Source organism: Hyphobacterium sp., from assembly GCF_965217055.1.
Lineage (GTDB): Bacteria > Pseudomonadota > Alphaproteobacteria > Caulobacterales > Maricaulaceae > Hyphobacterium.
The window spans coordinates 488,173-504,443 of record NZ_OZ244227.1 but is presented as its reverse complement, the minus strand read 5'-3'; the positions used below and the strand labels follow the sequence as shown (position 1 = coordinate 504,443).

General features: G+C 61.7%; 18 protein-coding genes. 12 read left to right on the top strand and 6 right to left on the bottom strand.

Annotated features, from left to right (window positions below; translation table 11 throughout):
• Positions 1 to 7: 7 nt before the first annotated feature.
• From ACOOFN_RS02500 to ACOOFN_RS02490, 3 genes are all read right to left on the bottom strand, one after another.
• Positions 8 to 1,183 carry a vWA domain-containing protein gene (locus tag ACOOFN_RS02500; protein WP_420433351.1) on the bottom strand — a complete coding sequence of 392 codons (1,176 nt, stop codon included), beginning with the start codon at positions 1,181 to 1,183 and terminating at the stop codon, positions 8 to 10.
• The gene (locus ACOOFN_RS02495) at positions 1,183 to 1,545 is read right to left on the bottom strand and encodes a VOC family protein (RefSeq protein WP_420433349.1); all 363 of its coding nucleotides are present in this window, start codon (positions 1,543 to 1,545) and stop codon (positions 1,183 to 1,185) included. Before ACOOFN_RS02495 ends, ACOOFN_RS02500 begins: the two co-directional genes overlap by 1 nt.
• A gap of 71 nt (positions 1,546 to 1,616) precedes the next feature.
• The gene (locus ACOOFN_RS02490; protein WP_420433347.1) at positions 1,617 to 2,246 is read right to left on the bottom strand and encodes a CatB-related O-acetyltransferase; all 630 of its coding nucleotides are present in this window, start codon (positions 2,244 to 2,246) and stop codon (positions 1,617 to 1,619) included.
• A 295-nt stretch (positions 2,247 to 2,541) separates the two neighbouring features.
• Here ACOOFN_RS02490 and ACOOFN_RS02485 point away from each other — a divergent pair, with 295 nt between their 5' ends.
• Positions 2,542 to 3,468 (top strand): helix-turn-helix domain-containing protein, encoded by a 927-nt coding sequence (locus ACOOFN_RS02485; protein ID WP_420433345.1) that lies wholly within the window; start codon positions 2,542 to 2,544, stop codon positions 3,466 to 3,468.
• A gap of 126 nt (positions 3,469 to 3,594) precedes the next feature.
• Here ACOOFN_RS02485 and ACOOFN_RS02480 read toward each other — a convergent pair whose 3' ends face one another.
• From ACOOFN_RS02480 to ACOOFN_RS02470, 3 genes are all read right to left on the bottom strand, one after another.
• Entirely contained in the window at positions 3,595 to 4,482 is an 888-nt protein-coding gene (locus tag ACOOFN_RS02480; RefSeq protein WP_420433343.1) for an AAA family ATPase, read from the bottom strand.
• A 95-nt stretch (positions 4,483 to 4,577) separates the two neighbouring features.
• Positions 4,578 to 4,940: a hypothetical protein gene (locus ACOOFN_RS02475; protein ID WP_420433341.1), complete on the bottom strand. Its 363-nt coding sequence runs from the start codon at positions 4,938 to 4,940 to the stop codon at positions 4,578 to 4,580.
• A gap of 4 nt (positions 4,941 to 4,944) precedes the next feature.
• Positions 4,945 to 6,744 (bottom strand): tetratricopeptide repeat protein, encoded by a 1,800-nt coding sequence (locus ACOOFN_RS02470; RefSeq protein ID WP_420433339.1) that lies wholly within the window; start codon positions 6,742 to 6,744, stop codon positions 4,945 to 4,947.
• 105 nt (positions 6,745 to 6,849) lie between these two features.
• Here ACOOFN_RS02470 and ACOOFN_RS02465 point away from each other — a divergent pair, with 105 nt between their 5' ends.
• From ACOOFN_RS02465 to ACOOFN_RS02415, 11 genes are all read left to right on the top strand, one after another.
• Positions 6,850 to 7,584 (top strand): SDR family NAD(P)-dependent oxidoreductase, encoded by a 735-nt coding sequence (locus ACOOFN_RS02465; RefSeq protein WP_420433337.1) that lies wholly within the window; start codon positions 6,850 to 6,852, stop codon positions 7,582 to 7,584.
• Positions 7,585 to 7,662: 78 nt separating this feature from the next.
• The gene (gene flbT / locus ACOOFN_RS02460) at positions 7,663 to 8,058 is read left to right on the top strand and encodes a flagellar biosynthesis repressor FlbT (protein WP_420433335.1); all 396 of its coding nucleotides are present in this window, start codon (positions 7,663 to 7,665) and stop codon (positions 8,056 to 8,058) included.
• Complete coding sequence (flaF, locus tag ACOOFN_RS02455) at positions 8,048 to 8,428, top strand: flagellar biosynthesis regulator FlaF (RefSeq protein ID WP_420433333.1); 381 nt, start codon at positions 8,048 to 8,050, stop codon at positions 8,426 to 8,428. The genes flbT and flaF overlap by 11 nt, the downstream gene beginning before the upstream one ends.
• Positions 8,429 to 8,654: 226 nt before the next feature.
• Positions 8,655 to 9,488, top strand: coding sequence for a flagellin (locus ACOOFN_RS02450; RefSeq protein ID WP_420433332.1), 834 nt, complete (start codon positions 8,655 to 8,657; stop codon positions 9,486 to 9,488).
• Between the two features lie 312 nt (positions 9,489 to 9,800).
• On the top strand, positions 9,801 to 10,625 hold the full coding sequence (locus tag ACOOFN_RS02445) for a flagellin (RefSeq protein WP_420433330.1): 825 nt from the start codon (positions 9,801 to 9,803) through the stop codon (positions 10,623 to 10,625).
• Positions 10,626 to 10,726: 101 nt separating this feature from the next.
• On the top strand, positions 10,727 to 11,551 hold the full coding sequence (locus ACOOFN_RS02440) for a flagellin (protein WP_420433328.1): 825 nt from the start codon (positions 10,727 to 10,729) through the stop codon (positions 11,549 to 11,551).
• A gap of 96 nt (positions 11,552 to 11,647) precedes the next feature.
• Positions 11,648 to 12,472, top strand: coding sequence for a flagellin (locus tag ACOOFN_RS02435; protein WP_420433326.1), 825 nt, complete (start codon positions 11,648 to 11,650; stop codon positions 12,470 to 12,472).
• A 116-nt stretch (positions 12,473 to 12,588) separates the two neighbouring features.
• On the top strand, positions 12,589 to 12,948 hold the full coding sequence (locus tag ACOOFN_RS02430; RefSeq protein WP_420433325.1) for a flagellar protein FlaG: 360 nt from the start codon (positions 12,589 to 12,591) through the stop codon (positions 12,946 to 12,948).
• Positions 12,949 to 13,161: 213 nt separating this feature from the next.
• Complete coding sequence (locus ACOOFN_RS02425) at positions 13,162 to 13,998, top strand: flagellin (RefSeq protein ID WP_420433323.1); 837 nt, start codon at positions 13,162 to 13,164, stop codon at positions 13,996 to 13,998.
• Positions 13,999 to 14,083: 85 nt separating this feature from the next.
• Complete coding sequence (gene pseC / locus ACOOFN_RS02420; RefSeq protein WP_420433321.1) at positions 14,084 to 15,250, top strand: UDP-4-amino-4,6-dideoxy-N-acetyl-beta-L-altrosamine transaminase; 1,167 nt, start codon at positions 14,084 to 14,086, stop codon at positions 15,248 to 15,250.
• A complete protein-coding gene (locus ACOOFN_RS02415; protein WP_420433319.1) occupies positions 15,247 to 16,236 on the top strand; it encodes a hypothetical protein in 990 nt (329 codons plus the stop codon). Before pseC ends, ACOOFN_RS02415 begins: the two co-directional genes overlap by 4 nt.
• Positions 16,237 to 16,271: the final 35 nt, after the last annotated feature.

Sequence of the window (16,271 nt, the reverse complement as noted above, 5' to 3'; positions counted from 1 at the left end):
GCCTGGCCTAGCGCCCGAGCTCTTTCATCGCATTGTCAACGCCTTCCAGCGTCAGCGGGAACATGCGGTGCGGGCCGATAATGTCCTGCACCAGCCGGATCGAATAGGCGTGCTGCCACCATTTCTCGGGCTCGGGATTGAGCCAGACGAGGTCGGGATAGTGCTCGACTAGCCGGTTCAGCCACACCGCGCCGGCTTCCTCGTTCCAGCCCTCGACCGAGCCGCCGGCATGGGTGATCTCATAGGGCGCCATGGAGGCATCCCCGACGACCACGATCTTCCAGTCGCGCCCGTATTTGTGCAGTACATCCATCGTCGGCACGGTCTCTGACCGCCGCCGCAGATTGGACTTCCAAACCCCGTCATAGATGCAGTTGTGGAAGTAGAAATATTCGAGATTCTTGAAAGTCGAGCGCGCCGCCGAGAATAATTCCTCGCAGGACTTCACGTACGGGTCCATTGACCCGCCGACATCGAACAGGGCGAGCACCTTGATCGCATTGCGCCGTTCCGGGCGCATCCTCACGTCGAGCCAGCCCTGCCGCGCGGTGGCGTCGATCGTGTTGGCGAGGTCAAACTCCTCGCGCGCCGAGTCTCGCGAGAATTTCCGCAAGCGACGCAGCGCGACCTTCAGATTGCGCGTGCCGAGCTCCCGGTCCCCGTCGAGATCCTTGTAGCGCCGCTGCTCCCAGACCTTGGCGCCTTTCTTGTGGCGCGACTTGCCGCCGATGCGCACGCCGGAGGGGTTGTAGCCGCCATGGCCGAAAGGCGACGTGCCGCCCGTGCCGATCCATTTCGAGCCGCCCTCATGGCGCTCGTCCTGTTCCTCGAGTCGTTGTTTCAGCGTCCCCATCAACTCCTCGAAGGAGAGGGCTTCCAACGCCTCCATCTCCTCGGGCGTGAGCAGTTTCTCCATCGCCTGGCGCAGCCATTCGGCCGGGATGTCCTCGGTCTGGAACAGGATGTTGAGCGCTTCCACGCCCTTGAAGACATGACCGAAGACGGCGTCGAACTTGTCGTAATTGCGCTCGTCCTTGACCAGCGCGGCGCGGCTCACCGAGTAGAAATGATCGATGTCGGCGCTCACTGCGCCCTTGTCGAGCGCTTCGAGCAAGGTCAGGTACTCCCGCGTCGTGACGGGTATCTTCGCAGCACGCAAATGGGTGAAGAACTGGTGGAGCATCACGCCCTTTCGAGGTTCTGCCCGAAGGTAGCCAGAACCCCGAACGGATCAAGCGCGGCAAACTCGCGATACCCCCAGGGCTTGGTCTCGATATCGCCATTCGGATGTATGCAATCGCCCGCTTTTGCCATCTGGTAGAAGGCGTCCACGTCGTCGACATCGAGGCGGCAGGACGTCCAGTCGCAGACCTCCTTGCGGTCGGTGTAAAAGTAGTAGAGCTCGATCGCATCGCGTTGTGCACCACCAAATTCACCGCCTTCATAAATCCAGGTTTCGCACCCGAACGTGTCCTTCCAGAAGGCCAGGCTGGCAGTAACGTCCAGCGACGGAAGCACAGGTTTGGCGTGAAGGATCCGGGGCATGGCGGCTCCGACTGTGACGGAGTGTCAGCTTAGCGCGCCGGTCGGACGCGTCATGTGAATTCCGGGACAGATCACCCGGCGAACGCTTCCAGCGCCGGAACATCCTGCTTCATCAACGCGTCCGCCGCGGCCGCGATCCGCTCGACCGGCCAATCCCACCAGGCGAGATCGAGCAGGCGTTCGATATCGTCTTCCGGCAGGCGGTATTTGACGATTTTCGCGGGATTGCCCGCAACAATGGCATAGGGCGGCACGTCGGAAGCGACCACCGCCTTGGCCGCGATGATCGCGCCATGCCCGACCGTCACGCCTGGCAGGAGGGTCGCATCCCAGCCGATCCACACATCATGGCCGATCTCGATCCCGCCCTTGTTGGGCCAGGCGCCCGGATCGGGGTTGCCGAAAGCCTCGCCGAAGATCGGAAAGGGATAGGTCGAAAGCCGGTCGGCGAAATGGTTGCCGCCATTCAGGACGAAGCTGGCCCCATGCGCGATCGAGCAGAATTTCCCGATCACCAGCCGGTCGTCGATGAAGTCGAACGCGTATTTGATGTTGTCCGCAAACGCTTCCGGATCGTCGAAGGAATGGAAATAGGAATAATCGCCGGACTCAGCCTTTGGATGATCCTTCAGGAGCGATTTCAGGAAAACGATGGAAGGCGCGGCTTCAATGGGCCGTAGAAGGTCGGGCGAGAGGGGCATGGCTGGCCTCAACAACAGGTGCCCGGCGAGATCCCGGCGCGCGAGCGATGTAGGTGATTCAGCCTTTTCTGTCATGAAAAAGTGGCGGTATCGCAGGAGAGGTCGCCATTGTTACCGCGCATCCACGAGCGCCGCGCAATGCGCAGCGTTCTGCCCGTTTTCTGCAGCAAGCCGGGTATGGCGGGCGCGACAGGCCCGACTCGCCGGGGGCGGACGAAGGGCCTGGGGGCGAACACGCAGGGTGTCGCGCAAGAACGGTCAAGAATGTCGCACAGGAATCCGCTAGGATACCTTCATGGGGATGACGCCGGGCCTTCTGCCACTGCTGCAATCGATCTCGGCGAACCGGGACGACAAGCGCTCGCTTGCAGATTTTTCAGCCTCCGCCGGGATGCCGAAATACACCCTGCACCGCCGGTTCAAACGCCTCCTGGGTGAAACGCCGAAGCAGTATGATTTGCGTCTGCGGCTGGAACACGCCGCCATGTTGCTCGCAACAACCGCCCGGCCGGTTCTGGCGATCGCCCTGGAGGTCGGGTTCGAGAGCCATGAAGGGTTCACGCGGGCTTTTCGCCGAATGTTCGATTGCCCGCCTGCACATTTCCGCGCCAGGCTGAAAACGCAGGTGAATGAGGATAGCAGAAGGCGAGGTGCCGGCTTGGAACACTCGGTCGGTCCGTGCCTCCGGCTTTACGGAATTCGACCCCGGTCAGGTCAGGAAAGGTCAGAAATGCCGACTTCGGAAATCACGCTTCGCAAAGTGGAGCGCCAGCCCATACTCTTTGTCCGGCGACGGGTTTCCCGCACCCAATTGCAGCCGCTCTTCGCCGAATGTTTTCCAAAGATATTCCAGCACTGTATCGCGTCAGGCATTGCCATCGCCGGCCAGCCGATGGCTCGTTACGTTGAGACCGGTCATGGCCTCTGGACTATCGATAGCGCCATCCCGGTCGCCGTCGATGCTCCGTCTGCCGGGGAGATCGAAGCCGGTGAGATACAGCCAGGCCCCGTGGCCCTCGCGGTTCACCATGGCGCATATGAAACATTGGGCGAGACCCATGCCGCCATCGAGCTGTGGATCGAGGACAGCGACCATCGCGCCGAGGGTGCGCCCTGGGAAAGCTATGTGACTTCGCCGGCCGAATATCCGGATATCGCGGACTGGCGAACCGAGGTGTTCTGGCCTCTGGTCGATGAAACGGGACGCGGAGTGGCGCCATGAACAATCGACGCAATCGTTCTCCGCTGATGTGGATCCTGTTTGCCGCGCTGTTTGTCCTGAACGTGCTGGTGGCGATCCGGTTCCTGACGAATTGAGCTCGCCGGTTACCGGATTCAAAGGCCGCGGCTAGGCCACCGGCCCGGTCGGACCGCCGCCCGGACCTTGCGGCCCGCGCTGCTGGCGCCGGTGCATGAAGGCGAGCTTTTCAAACAGCATCACGTCCTGCTCGTTCTTCAGGAGCGCGCCGTGCAAGGGCGGGATCAGCTTGTTCGGGTCCTTCTCCGCGAGGAGGTCCGGATCGATATCCTCGACCAGCAACAATTTCAGCCAGTCCAGCAATTCCGAGGTCGACGGTTTCTTTTTCAGGCCCGGCACCTCGCGGATCTCGAAGAAGGTCTTCAATGCCTGCGACAGGAGCCGGCTTTTCAGATCGGGAAAGTGCACGCCGACAATCGCCCGCATCGTCTCTTCATCCGGGAAGGCGATGTAGTGGAAGAAGCAGCGGCGCAGGAAAGCGTCCGGCAATTCCTTCTCATTGTTCGAAGTGATGATCACGATCGGGCGCTGCTTCGCGCGGATCGTTTCGCCGGTCTCGTAGACATGGAATTCCATCCGGTCGAGCTCCAGCAGGAGATCGTTCGGAAACTCGATATCCGCCTTGTCGATCTCGTCGATCAGGAGGACCGGGCGCTCGTCGGCGGTAAACGCCTCCCACAGCTTGCCCTTCCGGATGTAGTTCGAGATGTTGTTGAAGCGCTCATCGCCGAGCTGGCTGTCGCGCAGGCGGGAGACAGCGTCGTACTCGTATAGTCCCTGCTGCGCCTTGGTCGTTGATTTCACATGCCATTCGATGAGGTTGGCGCCGGTCGCCTGCGCGACCTGACGCGCCAGCTCGGTCTTGCCGGTGCCCGGCTCGCCCTTGACCAGCAGCGGCCGTTCCAGCGCGATCGCGGCATTCACCGCAGCCTGTAGCTCGCTGTCCGCGACATACTGGTCTGTGCCTTCAAAGCGCATGGTCACTGGCTCCCTTTGTCAGCCCGGGAGCATAGGGCGGTCAGGGCGAGCGTAAAGCGCGCGGGGCGTTGACGTTCACGGCAAGTTGCGCAGGCCTAGTGCAGTGGCATGATGGCGACCCAGCGGCCGGTGGGCGTCCCAAAAGCCAGCTGTGCATCGGTATCCACCCCGGAGACGGCGTGCGGGAGATCGTAGCGAAAGGCCGTATCCGAGCCGACTGCCTGCCAGGCATCGAGGTCCAGTCGCCTGTCGCGTTCATCCCAGAACAGGGTCGATCCGGTATCGAAATGCGTGCCGCTCGCGGTCAGCGCGACGATCAACCCTATTTTTTGCGGTTGGAACGGGTGCACATGGCGCCCGAAATATCCGCCGCCGCGGGGGTAGTGAATAAACTGCGGATGCAGCCGCGCCCCATCGAGCGGCGTGTCGAGCCGGGCCGGCACGATCCGCACTTGCATGGCACTATGCGGCTTTCTGTTGCGCGATGCGCGCTTCCAGCGCGCGCGCCAGCTTGCCGATCGCTGTCGACCAGTCGCGGAATTCATCCCCGATGAACAGGCTGAGCGACGGGTACCAGGGAAGATGGTCCGTTCCCAGGGACGACCAGCCATGACGCGTATTGGACGCAACGAAGGCTTCGCCGCCAACCGCGCAGGTCAGATTGATGGTCGCATTCATCGGCCCGACTGCGAGATCCAGTGCCTTGCCCAGCGCCGCGACATCATCGAGATCCTGCTTGAGATCAATCCCCGGCGGCTGGTGGATGGTAACGCCGAAATCACGTTCGGCGCGGGCCAGCTCGTCCGCGGTCTCGCCATATTGCAGATTGACCAGCACAAGCCCCGGCAGGTCGAGTACCGGTTTCCAGGTTTCGAAGGGCGAGAAATATTTTTGCCGCTTCGCCGTCATCTTCAGCGACTTCCAGAGCAGGCCCGCCTTGAGGCCCGGGCCGAGGCTGGCCAGCCAGTTCTGCCAATGCGCAACACGCTCAGGATCGGCCACGAGGAAGCCGGGCTCTTTCGGGAAGGCATCGAGCGACGCCCGGAAGGCGCGGCAGGCATTGCCCATAGGGAACCAGAAATCCGGCTTTCCGTGTTCGGCAATCACGCTTTCCGCGATGCGCCAGTCGCGGCCTTCCAACCGTGCCGAGGCATGGGCATCGATCATCAGGTCGGGGAAGGTGCGCTGGAAGAGCGGACGCAGTCTGTGTTCGCAGGCAATGCGCAGCTCGCCGTCAGGTCCGATAGCCTCGAGCACGTCACGGGCGGCGTTCATGAACATGACCTCGTCGCCGAGGCCCTGTTCGCCGACCATGACGACGGTCTTGCCCTTCAATTCCCCCGGATTTTCGCCATCCCAGCGCGGCGCGTCGATCTGGAACAGGGTCGCGTCCTTGTAGTCCTCATCCAGGCGCACCTGGTATTCTGCCCAGCCGCGTTCGAGATCGCCGGCACCGAGATAGGAGAGTGAGCGGCCATGACGCATGATTGTCCGGTCGCGCTTGTTGGCCGCGTGGTCGAGCGCCTTGTCGAAGGCCTCGATGGAACCTTGGATATCGCCGACAAGATCGTGCGCGTAGGCGAGATTGTTCCAGGCGCGGCCGAATTCCGGATTCAGGCGCAGGCTCTCCTGGTAGAATGTCGCGGCCTGGACCGGGTCGCCGGATTCGATCAGCACCGTCCCCAGCGCATTCCAGAGATCGGAATGATCGGGATTGGCGTAGATCGTCGCACGTAACAGGTCGACGGCATCGTCGAAGCGCCCCTGATCGCGCAACACGCCCGCCAGATTGATCGTCCCGTCTGGATGTCCGGGGATCATCTGCAGGAAGATGCGCAGGAATTTCTCCGCAGCCGGCAGCATGTCCAGCTTCCACGCCACCATCGCCAGCGATTGGTAGATGTCAGGTGACTTGGGATCCTTTTCAAAGGAGCGCTGATAAAATTCGAGAGCCAGCGACAACCGGCCGAGCTCTTCCAGTGTCACGCCCATCACATGGTTTGCGAGCGCGCTCTCCGGGTCGGCGTCGAGCGCCTTCATCGCCAGCCTGGCCGCCTGCGGTCCGTGCCCGGAATGCGCCAGCTTGACGGCGCGCCGCAACAGGTCGGCGATCTTGCGCAGCTTGCGGCGCTCGGCCGGCGAGGCGTTATCGATGGCTGACTTGAAGTCCGGCCCGCTCTCGAACGGGGCGGCATCCGTCAGGTCCCGCTTGGCCGCTTCTTCAGGCTGGGCCAGCAGATCGTCGAGTTTCAAAGCGCTCATTCTTGCGAACTCCGGACGTGGAATCAGCGGCCAGCAAGCGATGCTTCGCTTGATGTCGCGTTAACGCGCGCTAGCTCGCCTTCATAGCAAGATAACGGTCGACCCATGCTGGAAAACCTACCTGCCAACTATACAGCGGCCGTATTCGGCGCGAGCGGCGGCATTGGCCGCGTGATCACCCGGGCGCTATCCGAAGATCCGCGGTGCGCGAAGATATTTGCCGGCGCGCGCAGCGCCATCCCGGCGACGCGAAAAATCACCGGTTTCGCCTTCGATCTGATGGATGAGGACAGTATCGCCAGTGCAGCCACGGACATCGGCGTCAAAGGGCCGGTGCATCTGGTCTTTGTCGCGACCGGCATCCTGCATTCCGACGATTTCGGCCCGGAACGGAGCTGGCGCGAGCTCGATCCGGCGGACATGCAGACCGTGTTCGCGCTCAACACGATCGGCCCGGCGCTTATTGCCAAGCACATGCTGGAAAGCCTGCCACGCGACGAGACCGGTATTTTCGCGATGCTCTCGGCGCGTGTCGGTTCGATCGGCGACAATCGTCTTGGCGGCTGGCACAGCTATCGGGCGTCCAAGGCGGCGCTCAACATGCTGATCCGCAACTTCTCTATTGAGCTCGGCCGCAAGCGAAAGAAGGCGATCTGTGTTGGCCTGCACCCGGGGACGGTCGAGACCGGCCTGTCCGCGCCTTTCCAGCGCAACGTGCCCGAAGGAAAGCTGTTTGCCCCCGAAAAATCAGCCGGTTGCATGTTGCAGCTGCTCGGCCGGCTGGGGGTCGAAGACACTGGTTACTGCTATGCGTGGGACGGCCAGCGCATCGACTGGTAGTTGTTGCAACGCTTTATTCATCCGCCTCTGCTTGGATGCCCTTGAACGGCCCGCAGCCGATGTGTCCGGGGAAGGCGTATGCCACTCAAATTGTCGCTCAAGCCTGGCGAGAAATTCGTGCTCAACGGCGCTGTCATGCAGAACGGCGAGCGCCGGGCGACGCTGGTTCTCCAGAACAAGGCGTCGGTGCTGCGTGAAAAGGACATCATGCACGAGCATGAGGTCACCACGCCGGCGCGGCGTGTCTATTTTCCGATCATGCTGATGTATCTGTCCGACAAGACGGATGACGATGCCTATGACGAATTCGTTCTGCGCATGACCGAATTCATGAACGCGATCTCGGCGCCTGACGTGCTTCAGAACTGCGTCGCGATTTCCCGCGATGTCATGGCCGGCGAGCATTACAAGGCATTGATCCGCTGCCGCAAACTGATCGCCTATGAAGACGAGAGGCTGAAGAGTGTCTCTTAACGCTTACCAGAACGCCGCAACGCGGGCCGAAGATCCGCGAAACACGGAATACCGTCTGTTCGCTCAGGTGACGCGCGCACTGATCGAGGCGAATGAGGCAGACGCGCTGGAAATCCAGAAGCGCTCGGCCGCGCTGGACTGGAACCGCCGCGTCTGGAGTGCCTTCGCGCTCGATTGCGCCGATGCCGGCAATCGCCTGCCGGAAGGACTGCGCGCCTCGATCATCTCGCTTTCCATCTTCGTCTCCAAGCAGTCTTCTGAAGTCCTGCGCGAGGGCGGCGACATGGGCATTCTGATCGAGATCAACCGCACCATCATGCAGGGGCTGCAACCCCAGACCCAGGCCGCGCCGGAGCCGGTAGCAGGCTAGGCGAATTACGCCCACCCGGCAGAGTTTACCGGGGACGCGAGCCGCCAGCGACCGAGGCGGTCGCGCTGTTGTTTAGAAAAAACACATTGAATCAATACCTTGATAGCGTTGCCTCCAACGCTCCCCATGGCGCGTTTCTTGCGCCTCCGTTCGCAGGACAAAACGTCCTGGAGGCCCCCCAGAACGGGTGGGGCCATGTCACTTCCAGAACGGAGGAACCCCAATAATGACACTCTCTGTCAACACCAATGCAGGGGCGATGATCGCCCTGCAGAATCTGAACAAGACCAATATGCAGCTTGAGCAGACCCAGTCGCGGATCAACACCGGCCTCGAAGTTGCCGGTGCCAAGGACAATGGCGGCATCTACGCCATTGCCCAGCGGATGCGGTCTGAGGTGAGCGGCTACGGCGCCGTCACCGATTCGATCAACCGCCTCATCTCCACAGTGGATGTGGCGCTGGCGGCCGGCGAGGCGATTTCCGACCTTCTCATCGAGATGAAGGAAAAAGCGCTCGCAGCGGCGGACACTTCGCTTGATACGGCATCCCGGACGGCCCTGAACGCTGACTTCACGGCCTTGCGGGACCAGATCAAGACCATCGTGTCCAATGCCGAATTCAACGGATCGAACCTGCTCAACAATTCAACGGCGCAGATGACCGCGCTGGCGAATGCAGACGGGTCGAACACGATCACGGTGGCAGACGAAAACCTCGTTCTGGGGGCAACAGGTGCGCTGATCACGATCGCGTCCAATGCGTCATATTCAACGGCGACGCAGGCCGACAACATCGCCAGCCAGCTGGGGACCTCGCTCGACAACGTCAATGCCGCTCTGGCGCGTCTCGGCACGGAATCGAAGGCCCTGGGTATTCACCAGACCTTCGTGACCAAGCTGACCGACGCTCTGGAAACCGGGATCGGAAATCTTGTTGACGCCGATCTGGCAAAAGAAAGCGCCCGACTCCAGTCGCTGCAGGTCAAGCAGCAGCTGGGCATACAGGCGCTGGGCATCGCCAATCAGCGTCCGCAAGCGATTCTGTCCTTCTTCCAGTAGAGGAATAGGGGCCGCCTTCCACCACGGGGCGGCCCCATTTTTTTCGAGTCTTTTGAATCGGTTGCATGGCCGGTAATTTTGACCGCCCGGCAGATCTTGCCGCGCCGATCCGGATTTGCCCGGCACTTCTTGCCCAGCGGAAAATTGATTCGTTTGGACGCAAGAAAAATCTTTCAAGCAAAAACAACAAGTTAGAGCTCCCGCCCTGTGCCGCCCGCGGCAACTGGCCCCCGCCTTGCGAGTCCACACACGGGACAGAAGTCCCTGCGGGCAAAAAGCCGGCGACATGACCAGAAAGGGAAGGGCCAAGAAATGGCTACGATTAACACCAATGCGGGCGCGATGATCGCCCTGCAGAACCTGAACAAGACCAATCGGGAGCTTGAGCAGGTACAAACGCGGATCAACACCGGTCTCGCGGTTTCCTCGGCAAAAGATAATGGCGGTATCTATGCGATTGCGCAGTCTATGCGGGCTGACGTCGCCGGCTATCGTGCTGTTGGCAATTCCATTGATCTCGCCCAGTCGACAGTTGATGTCGCGCTGGCCGCCGGCGAAGCGATCTCCGACATTCTTGTCGAGATGAAGGAAAAGGCGCTCGCGGGAGCAGACACATCGCTCGACGCAGCCTCACGGACCGCATTGAACGAAGACTTCAAGGCGCTGCGCGACCAGATCGGCACGATCGTCGCGAACGCCGAGTTCAACGGCACCAATCTCATCTCGAACGGCGCCGGAAATATCACTGCGCTGGCTAACGCCGATGGCTCCAACACTATCACCGTACAAGCCGAAGACCTGTCGCTGACAGGCACCCGTCTGACGATCTCCGCCACCTCGTCTTTCACAACGGCCACTCAGGCTGACACGATTGCCAGTCAGATCGGCACGTCGCTGGATAACCTGAACACGTCGCTGGCCCGCTTGGGGACCGGCTCGAAGTCTCTGGAAATCCACAACACCTTCATCAGCAAGCTGTCGGACGCCCTGGAACGGGGCATCGGCAATCTTGTCGACGCGGATCTCGCGAAAGAAAGCGCCCGTCTTCAGTCGCTGCAGGTCAAGCAGCAGCTGGGCATCCAGGCGCTCTCGATCGCGAACTCCGCGCCGAGCTCGATACTCGGATACTTCCGCTAATTCAGCGGGATAGCAGAATTCGGTGAGCGGCATTCTCCGCTTGCCGGAAAACCAGGCCGGCAAAACGCCAGCCTAAAGACCAGAAAGGGAAGGGCCAAGAAATGGCTACTATCAACACAAATGCGGGCGCAATGATTGCCCTGCAGAACCTCAACAAGACCAACATGGAACTTGAGCAGGTTCAAACTCGCATCAACACTGGCCTGGCGGTTTCGTCGGCCAAGGACAATGGCGGCCTGTTCGCCATCGCCCAGTCGATGCGGGCGGATGTTGCCGGCTATCGCGCCGTCAGCAATTCCATCGATCTGGCGGTCTCCACCGTGGATGTTGCCCTGGCAGCAGGTGAGGCCATTTCCGACATTCTCGTCGAGATGAAGGAAAAGGCGCTCGCGGGCTCCGACACCTCGCTGGATACCGCATCGCGGACTGCCTTGAATGAAGACTTCAAGGCGCTGCGCGATCAAATCTCCACCATCGTTTCGAATGCCGAGTTCAACGGCACCAACCTGATCAACAACTCTGTCGCCAGCATCTCGGCCCTGGCCAATGCTGACGGCTCCAACACGATCACCGTGCTGGACGAGAACCTGTCGCTTGGCGGCGGTGTTGTGACGGTTGCGGCCACGGCGTCGTTCTCCACGGCGGCGGCTGCTTCAACGCAGGCGACCGCGATCGCGACCTCGCTGAACAATCTGAACTCTTCGCTGGCACGTCTGGGTACGGGTTCGAAATCGCTCGAAATCCACAAGACGTTTGTCGGCAAGCTTTCCGACGCTCTCGAAAAGGGCATCGGCAATCTCGTCGACGCGGATCTGGCGAAAGAAAGCGCACGTCTCCAGTCGCTGCAGGTCAAGCAGCAGCTGGGCATCCAGGCGCTCTCGATCGCGAACTCCGCGCCGTCGTCAATACTGGGATACTTCCGGTAATCCGGAAGGGTGGGAATTCGGCGGCAGCAAAACTAGTCGCCGAATAATGGCCGGCAAAAAGCCGGCGACATAACCAGAAAGGGAAAGGCCAGAAAAATGGCTACGATCAATACGAATGCAGGCGCAATGATCGCCTTGCAAAACCTGAACCGGACCAACCAGGAGTTGGAACAGGTTCAAAGCCGGATCAACACGGGACTTGCCGTGGCATCGGCCAAGGACAATGGCGGCGTGTTCGCTATTGCCCAGTCGATGCGCGCTGACGTCGCGGGTTACAAGGCTGTCACCAACTCCATCGACCTCGCGGTTTCGACGGTCGATGTTGCGCTCGCCGGCGGTGAAGCTCTTTCCGACATGCTTATCGAGATGAAGGAAAAGGCATTGGCCGGAGCGGACTCGTCGCTGGATGCTGCTTCGCGCACGGCGTTGAATGCTGATTTCACCGCAATGCGGGATCAGCTGAAGACGATCATCGCGAATGCCGAGTTTAACGGCACCAATCTGATTGATGGTTCGACCACCGGCATTTCGGCCCTGGCCAATGCTGACGGCTCGAACAACATCTCGGTGGCGGATGAAGATCTGTCGCTTGCGGGTTCCATTATCACGATTGCGACCAATGCGTCGTTCTCGACGGCAACCCAGGCTGACAATATTGCCAGCCAGATTGGCACGTCTCTGGACAATCTGAGCGCATCGCTGGCCCGTCTGGGAACCGGCTCCAGCGCTCTTGAAATCCACAAGACGTTCGTCGGCAAGCTGTCCGACGCCCTGGAACGGGGCATCGGCAATCTGGTCGACGCGGATCTCGCCAAGGAAAGTGCCCGTCTCCAGTCGCTGCAGGTCAAGCAGCAGCTGGGCATCCAGGCGCTTTCGATCGCGAACTCCGCGCCGAGCTCGATTCTCGGATACTTCCGCTAATCGTGGGAGTTCGGGTGGCCGGGATTGAAGGGGTTCCGTTCCGGCCACCCACTCCGCGATAGCGCGTATCCGACCAATCATGGAGGTGTTGGCGGAGAACCCGCCGACAGTTTGAAATGAACGAGTTGGTACAAAAAATCAGTGCAGCATCGACTGCATCGACAGTTGGATTCAGGGCGGCTCCCGCTCCGGTCCCGGCGTCGCATACCAGGAATGACACCGATGCCAAGGACAAGGGCAAGTCGGTTCCGGTGAGCTTTGAAGAAATGAAAGCGTCCATCGACCGATTGGCCGAGCAGGCTTTCGCGGGCTCCAAGCTCGCGATCGAGAAGCACGAAGGCGCCGGCGTATTCGTCTACCGTCTCGTCGACAGCCAGAACGGAAGCGTTGTACGTCAGTGGCCCAGCGAGGACTTCCTGTCCTTGCGGGAATACCTGCGTACGAAACAGGGTGGCCTGATCGACCAGCAAGCCTGAGCCGGCAAGCCCGGCAAAGGCGAACCACTGGACGCGTAACAGCCCGGCAATTTTCGCCGGTTGGCTGAACCGTCGAGTTTTGGCAAATCTAACCTATTGATATTGTGCATTATATAGCGGTGCCGATTCGGCATGCGCCTTGCGACCCGTTGCGCTGAACACCGGACGATAACCGTTCCGGGCCGTCCGAAGGACACAGCCAAGGGGACCCGCATGACCCTCTCAATCCATACCAATGCCGCGGCCATGGTCGCGCTGCAGAACCTGAACAAGACCAATGACGAGCTGGCCGACGTCCAGACCAAGCTGAATACCGGCCTGCGCGTCGGAGGCGCCAAAGACAATGCCGCCGTTTTCGCTGTCGCCCAGAGCATGCGATCGGACATTCGCGGGCTGTCGGCCGTCCAGTCCAGCCTCGACCGTTCCGTCTCGATCGCCGATGTCGCCCTCGCTGCCGGCGAAGCGATCTCCGATCTGCTCGTGCAGATGCGCGAAAAGGCAACGGCTGCGATGGACCCGTCGATCGACACGTTCTCGCGGCAGGCATATGACGCCGATTTCAAGGCATTGATCGATCAGGTCTCGGTGATCCTTCAGAATGCCGAGTTCGATGGTGCGAACATCCTCAATGGTTCGATCACCAATGGCATTGCTTTCCTCGCGGACGCCGACGCGTCGCGCTCGATCACATTGCGGTCGCAGGATCTCAGCCTCGGTGGCTCCGTGATCACGCTCGCGGCCACTGCCAGCCTCGGCACCGTGACCATGGCGTCCAATGCGATGTCCGCGATTCAGACCAGCCTCGACAATGTCAATCAGTCGCTGGCCAATCTCGGCTCGGACGCCAAGAAAATGGACGCACACCGCACCTTCGTCGGCCGGTTGATGGATTCGCTCACCGAGGGTGTGGGCAATCTGGTCGATGCCGATCTCGCCAAGGAGAGCGCGCGGCTCCAGGCCTTGCAGGTCAAGCAGCAATTGGGCGTGCAATCGCTGTCGATTGCCAACTCGCAGCCGCAGATCATCCTGTCTCTGCTCAACGGCGGCTAGCGATAACCCCACCACCATGCGGATCGGAGCGGCGGGCCTCGGCTCGCCGCTTTTTCTTTTCCCCGACTCCCGGCACACATGACCGATGACCGAGCGTTTCCTGCCCTATGGCCGACAATGCATTGACGAGGCCGACATCGAAGCGGTCACGCGTGCTCTGAAGTCCGATTACCTGACCTGCGGCCCGGAGATCGACGCCTTCGAGCGCGAATTCGAACAGGTCACCGGGGCCGCGCACGCCATCGCCTGTTCCAACGGCACGGCGGCCCTGCACCTGGCGCTGGCCGGTCTCGGCGTGGGCGCCGGTGATATCTGCATCGTTCCAACCATCACCTTTGTCGCAACAGCCAATGCCGTACGCTATTGCGGCGGCGAGGTCGTCTTCGCTGACGTCGATCCGGCAACCGGGCTGATGACCCGGGCAACCCTCGCCGATGCGATGGCCCGAGCCGGCGGTCCGGTTCGCGCCATCCTCCCTGTTCACCTCGGCGGGCAAAGCTGTGACATGGCGGCGATCGCCGATCTGGCGCGCGAAAGCGGTGCCGCCATCGTCGAGGATTCCTGTCATGCCATCGGCACACGCCGCGCTGGCGGCCAGGTCGGGGACGGCAAGTTCTGCGATGCCGCGACCTTTTCCTTCCACCCGGTCAAGACGATCGCGGCCGGAGAGGGCGGCGCAATCACCACGAATGATGGCGATCTCGCCGAGCGCCTTCGGCGATTGCGCAGCCATGGCATCACGCGCGACACGTCCGAATTCATCGGCGACCCCGATGAACCCTGGCGCCAGGAATTGCACGCGCTCGGCTGGAATTATCGTCTGCCGGACATCAATGCCGCTTTGTTGCGGTCACAATTGTCGAAGCTCGAACGCTTCGCGGCGCGTCGGCGAGAACTGGCAGCGATCTACGACCGCGGCTTTTCCCGCTTCGACGAACATGTGCGGCCCGTCACCCGCCTGCCGGATCAGGACCCGTGCTGGCATCTCTACGTCCTGCGGATCGATTTCGAGGCGCTCGGCACGACACGCATCGCCGTCATGAACGCGCTTCGCGAGCGCGGTATCGGCACCCAGGTTCACTATATCCCGGTGCACACTCAGAAATACTACGACGATCCGGCCACGCTCCCCGGCGCCGCGGAATACTATCGCACCTGCCTGGCGATCCCGCTTTTCGTCGGCATGTCGGACGATGAGGCGCACCGCGTGATCCGTGCCGTCGGCGACGTCACCGGCCTCAAGGCGCTATGATCTGGCTGCGGTGCCGGCTCGGACAGGAGATCGGCTGGGGCCATGCCGTTCGCTGCCTCGCCCTCGCGGGCGCAATGGTTCGGGCCGGAAGCGACGCCGGGTTGATACTCGACCGCGGGGAAGCCGCCCTTGCCGCGCGAGCCGCGAGCGAAGGTCTGCGCCATGTCGAAATCGATCCTGGCGCGCCCTTGTCGGCTGAAGCCGGCCGCTACCCGGAAGGATCTGTCGCGCTGGACCTCTCCAATGCGGTGCTCCGCGATGCGATTCCCGGCCTCGTCGCCGCCCTGAAAGCGCAGCGCCGGAAGGTCGCGGTGATCGAGGGGCTGGGCGAAGACCGCTATTTCGGTGATGCGAGCCCCGACCTCGTTGTGGCGCCCTATCTCGGCGCGCTGCAAAGCGCCGCCGCAACAGGCGGCGTCCGATTGGCCGGCGGTGAATATGCCGTGCTCGGCTCGGAATACGCGGCGCCACCGGCCGACCTTGAAAGCCGGAGCAAGATCCTTGTCATGATGTCCGGCGCCGATCCCTGGCAGCTCACCGAAACCGTCCTGGCAGCAGCAAGCGCCTTCGGGCCGCGCCTGATCGTCGTTATCGGCGGCAGCGTTCCGCCGAACCGCGCCGACGCCATCGCCGCCGAGGCCGCCCGCATCGGCGCCCGTGTCGAAATCGCGCCGCCGACACTGCATCCGCTTTTCAGGCAATCGCGCGCTGCGCTGATCGGGCCGGGGCTGGTGAAGTACGAAGCGGTCGCAACGCGCACGCCGGCGGTCATTCTCAGCCCGGGCAAGGAATACGACGGCGCCCAGTCGGCCTTCGTCAAGGCAGGGCTGGCCACCCTGCTGCGCGCCGATCAGCCGGATTTGCCGGCTGCGCTCGCCACCGCCCTGAACGATGCGCTCGCACAAATGCCCGACTGGCCGGCCGTGATCGACGGCTGCGGCGCCGGCCGTCTCGCCCAAGCATTTCGCCAACATCTTGGCGAGTAATCGTTAAGGCGAATCGCGAGATGCTGCGCGCAAGC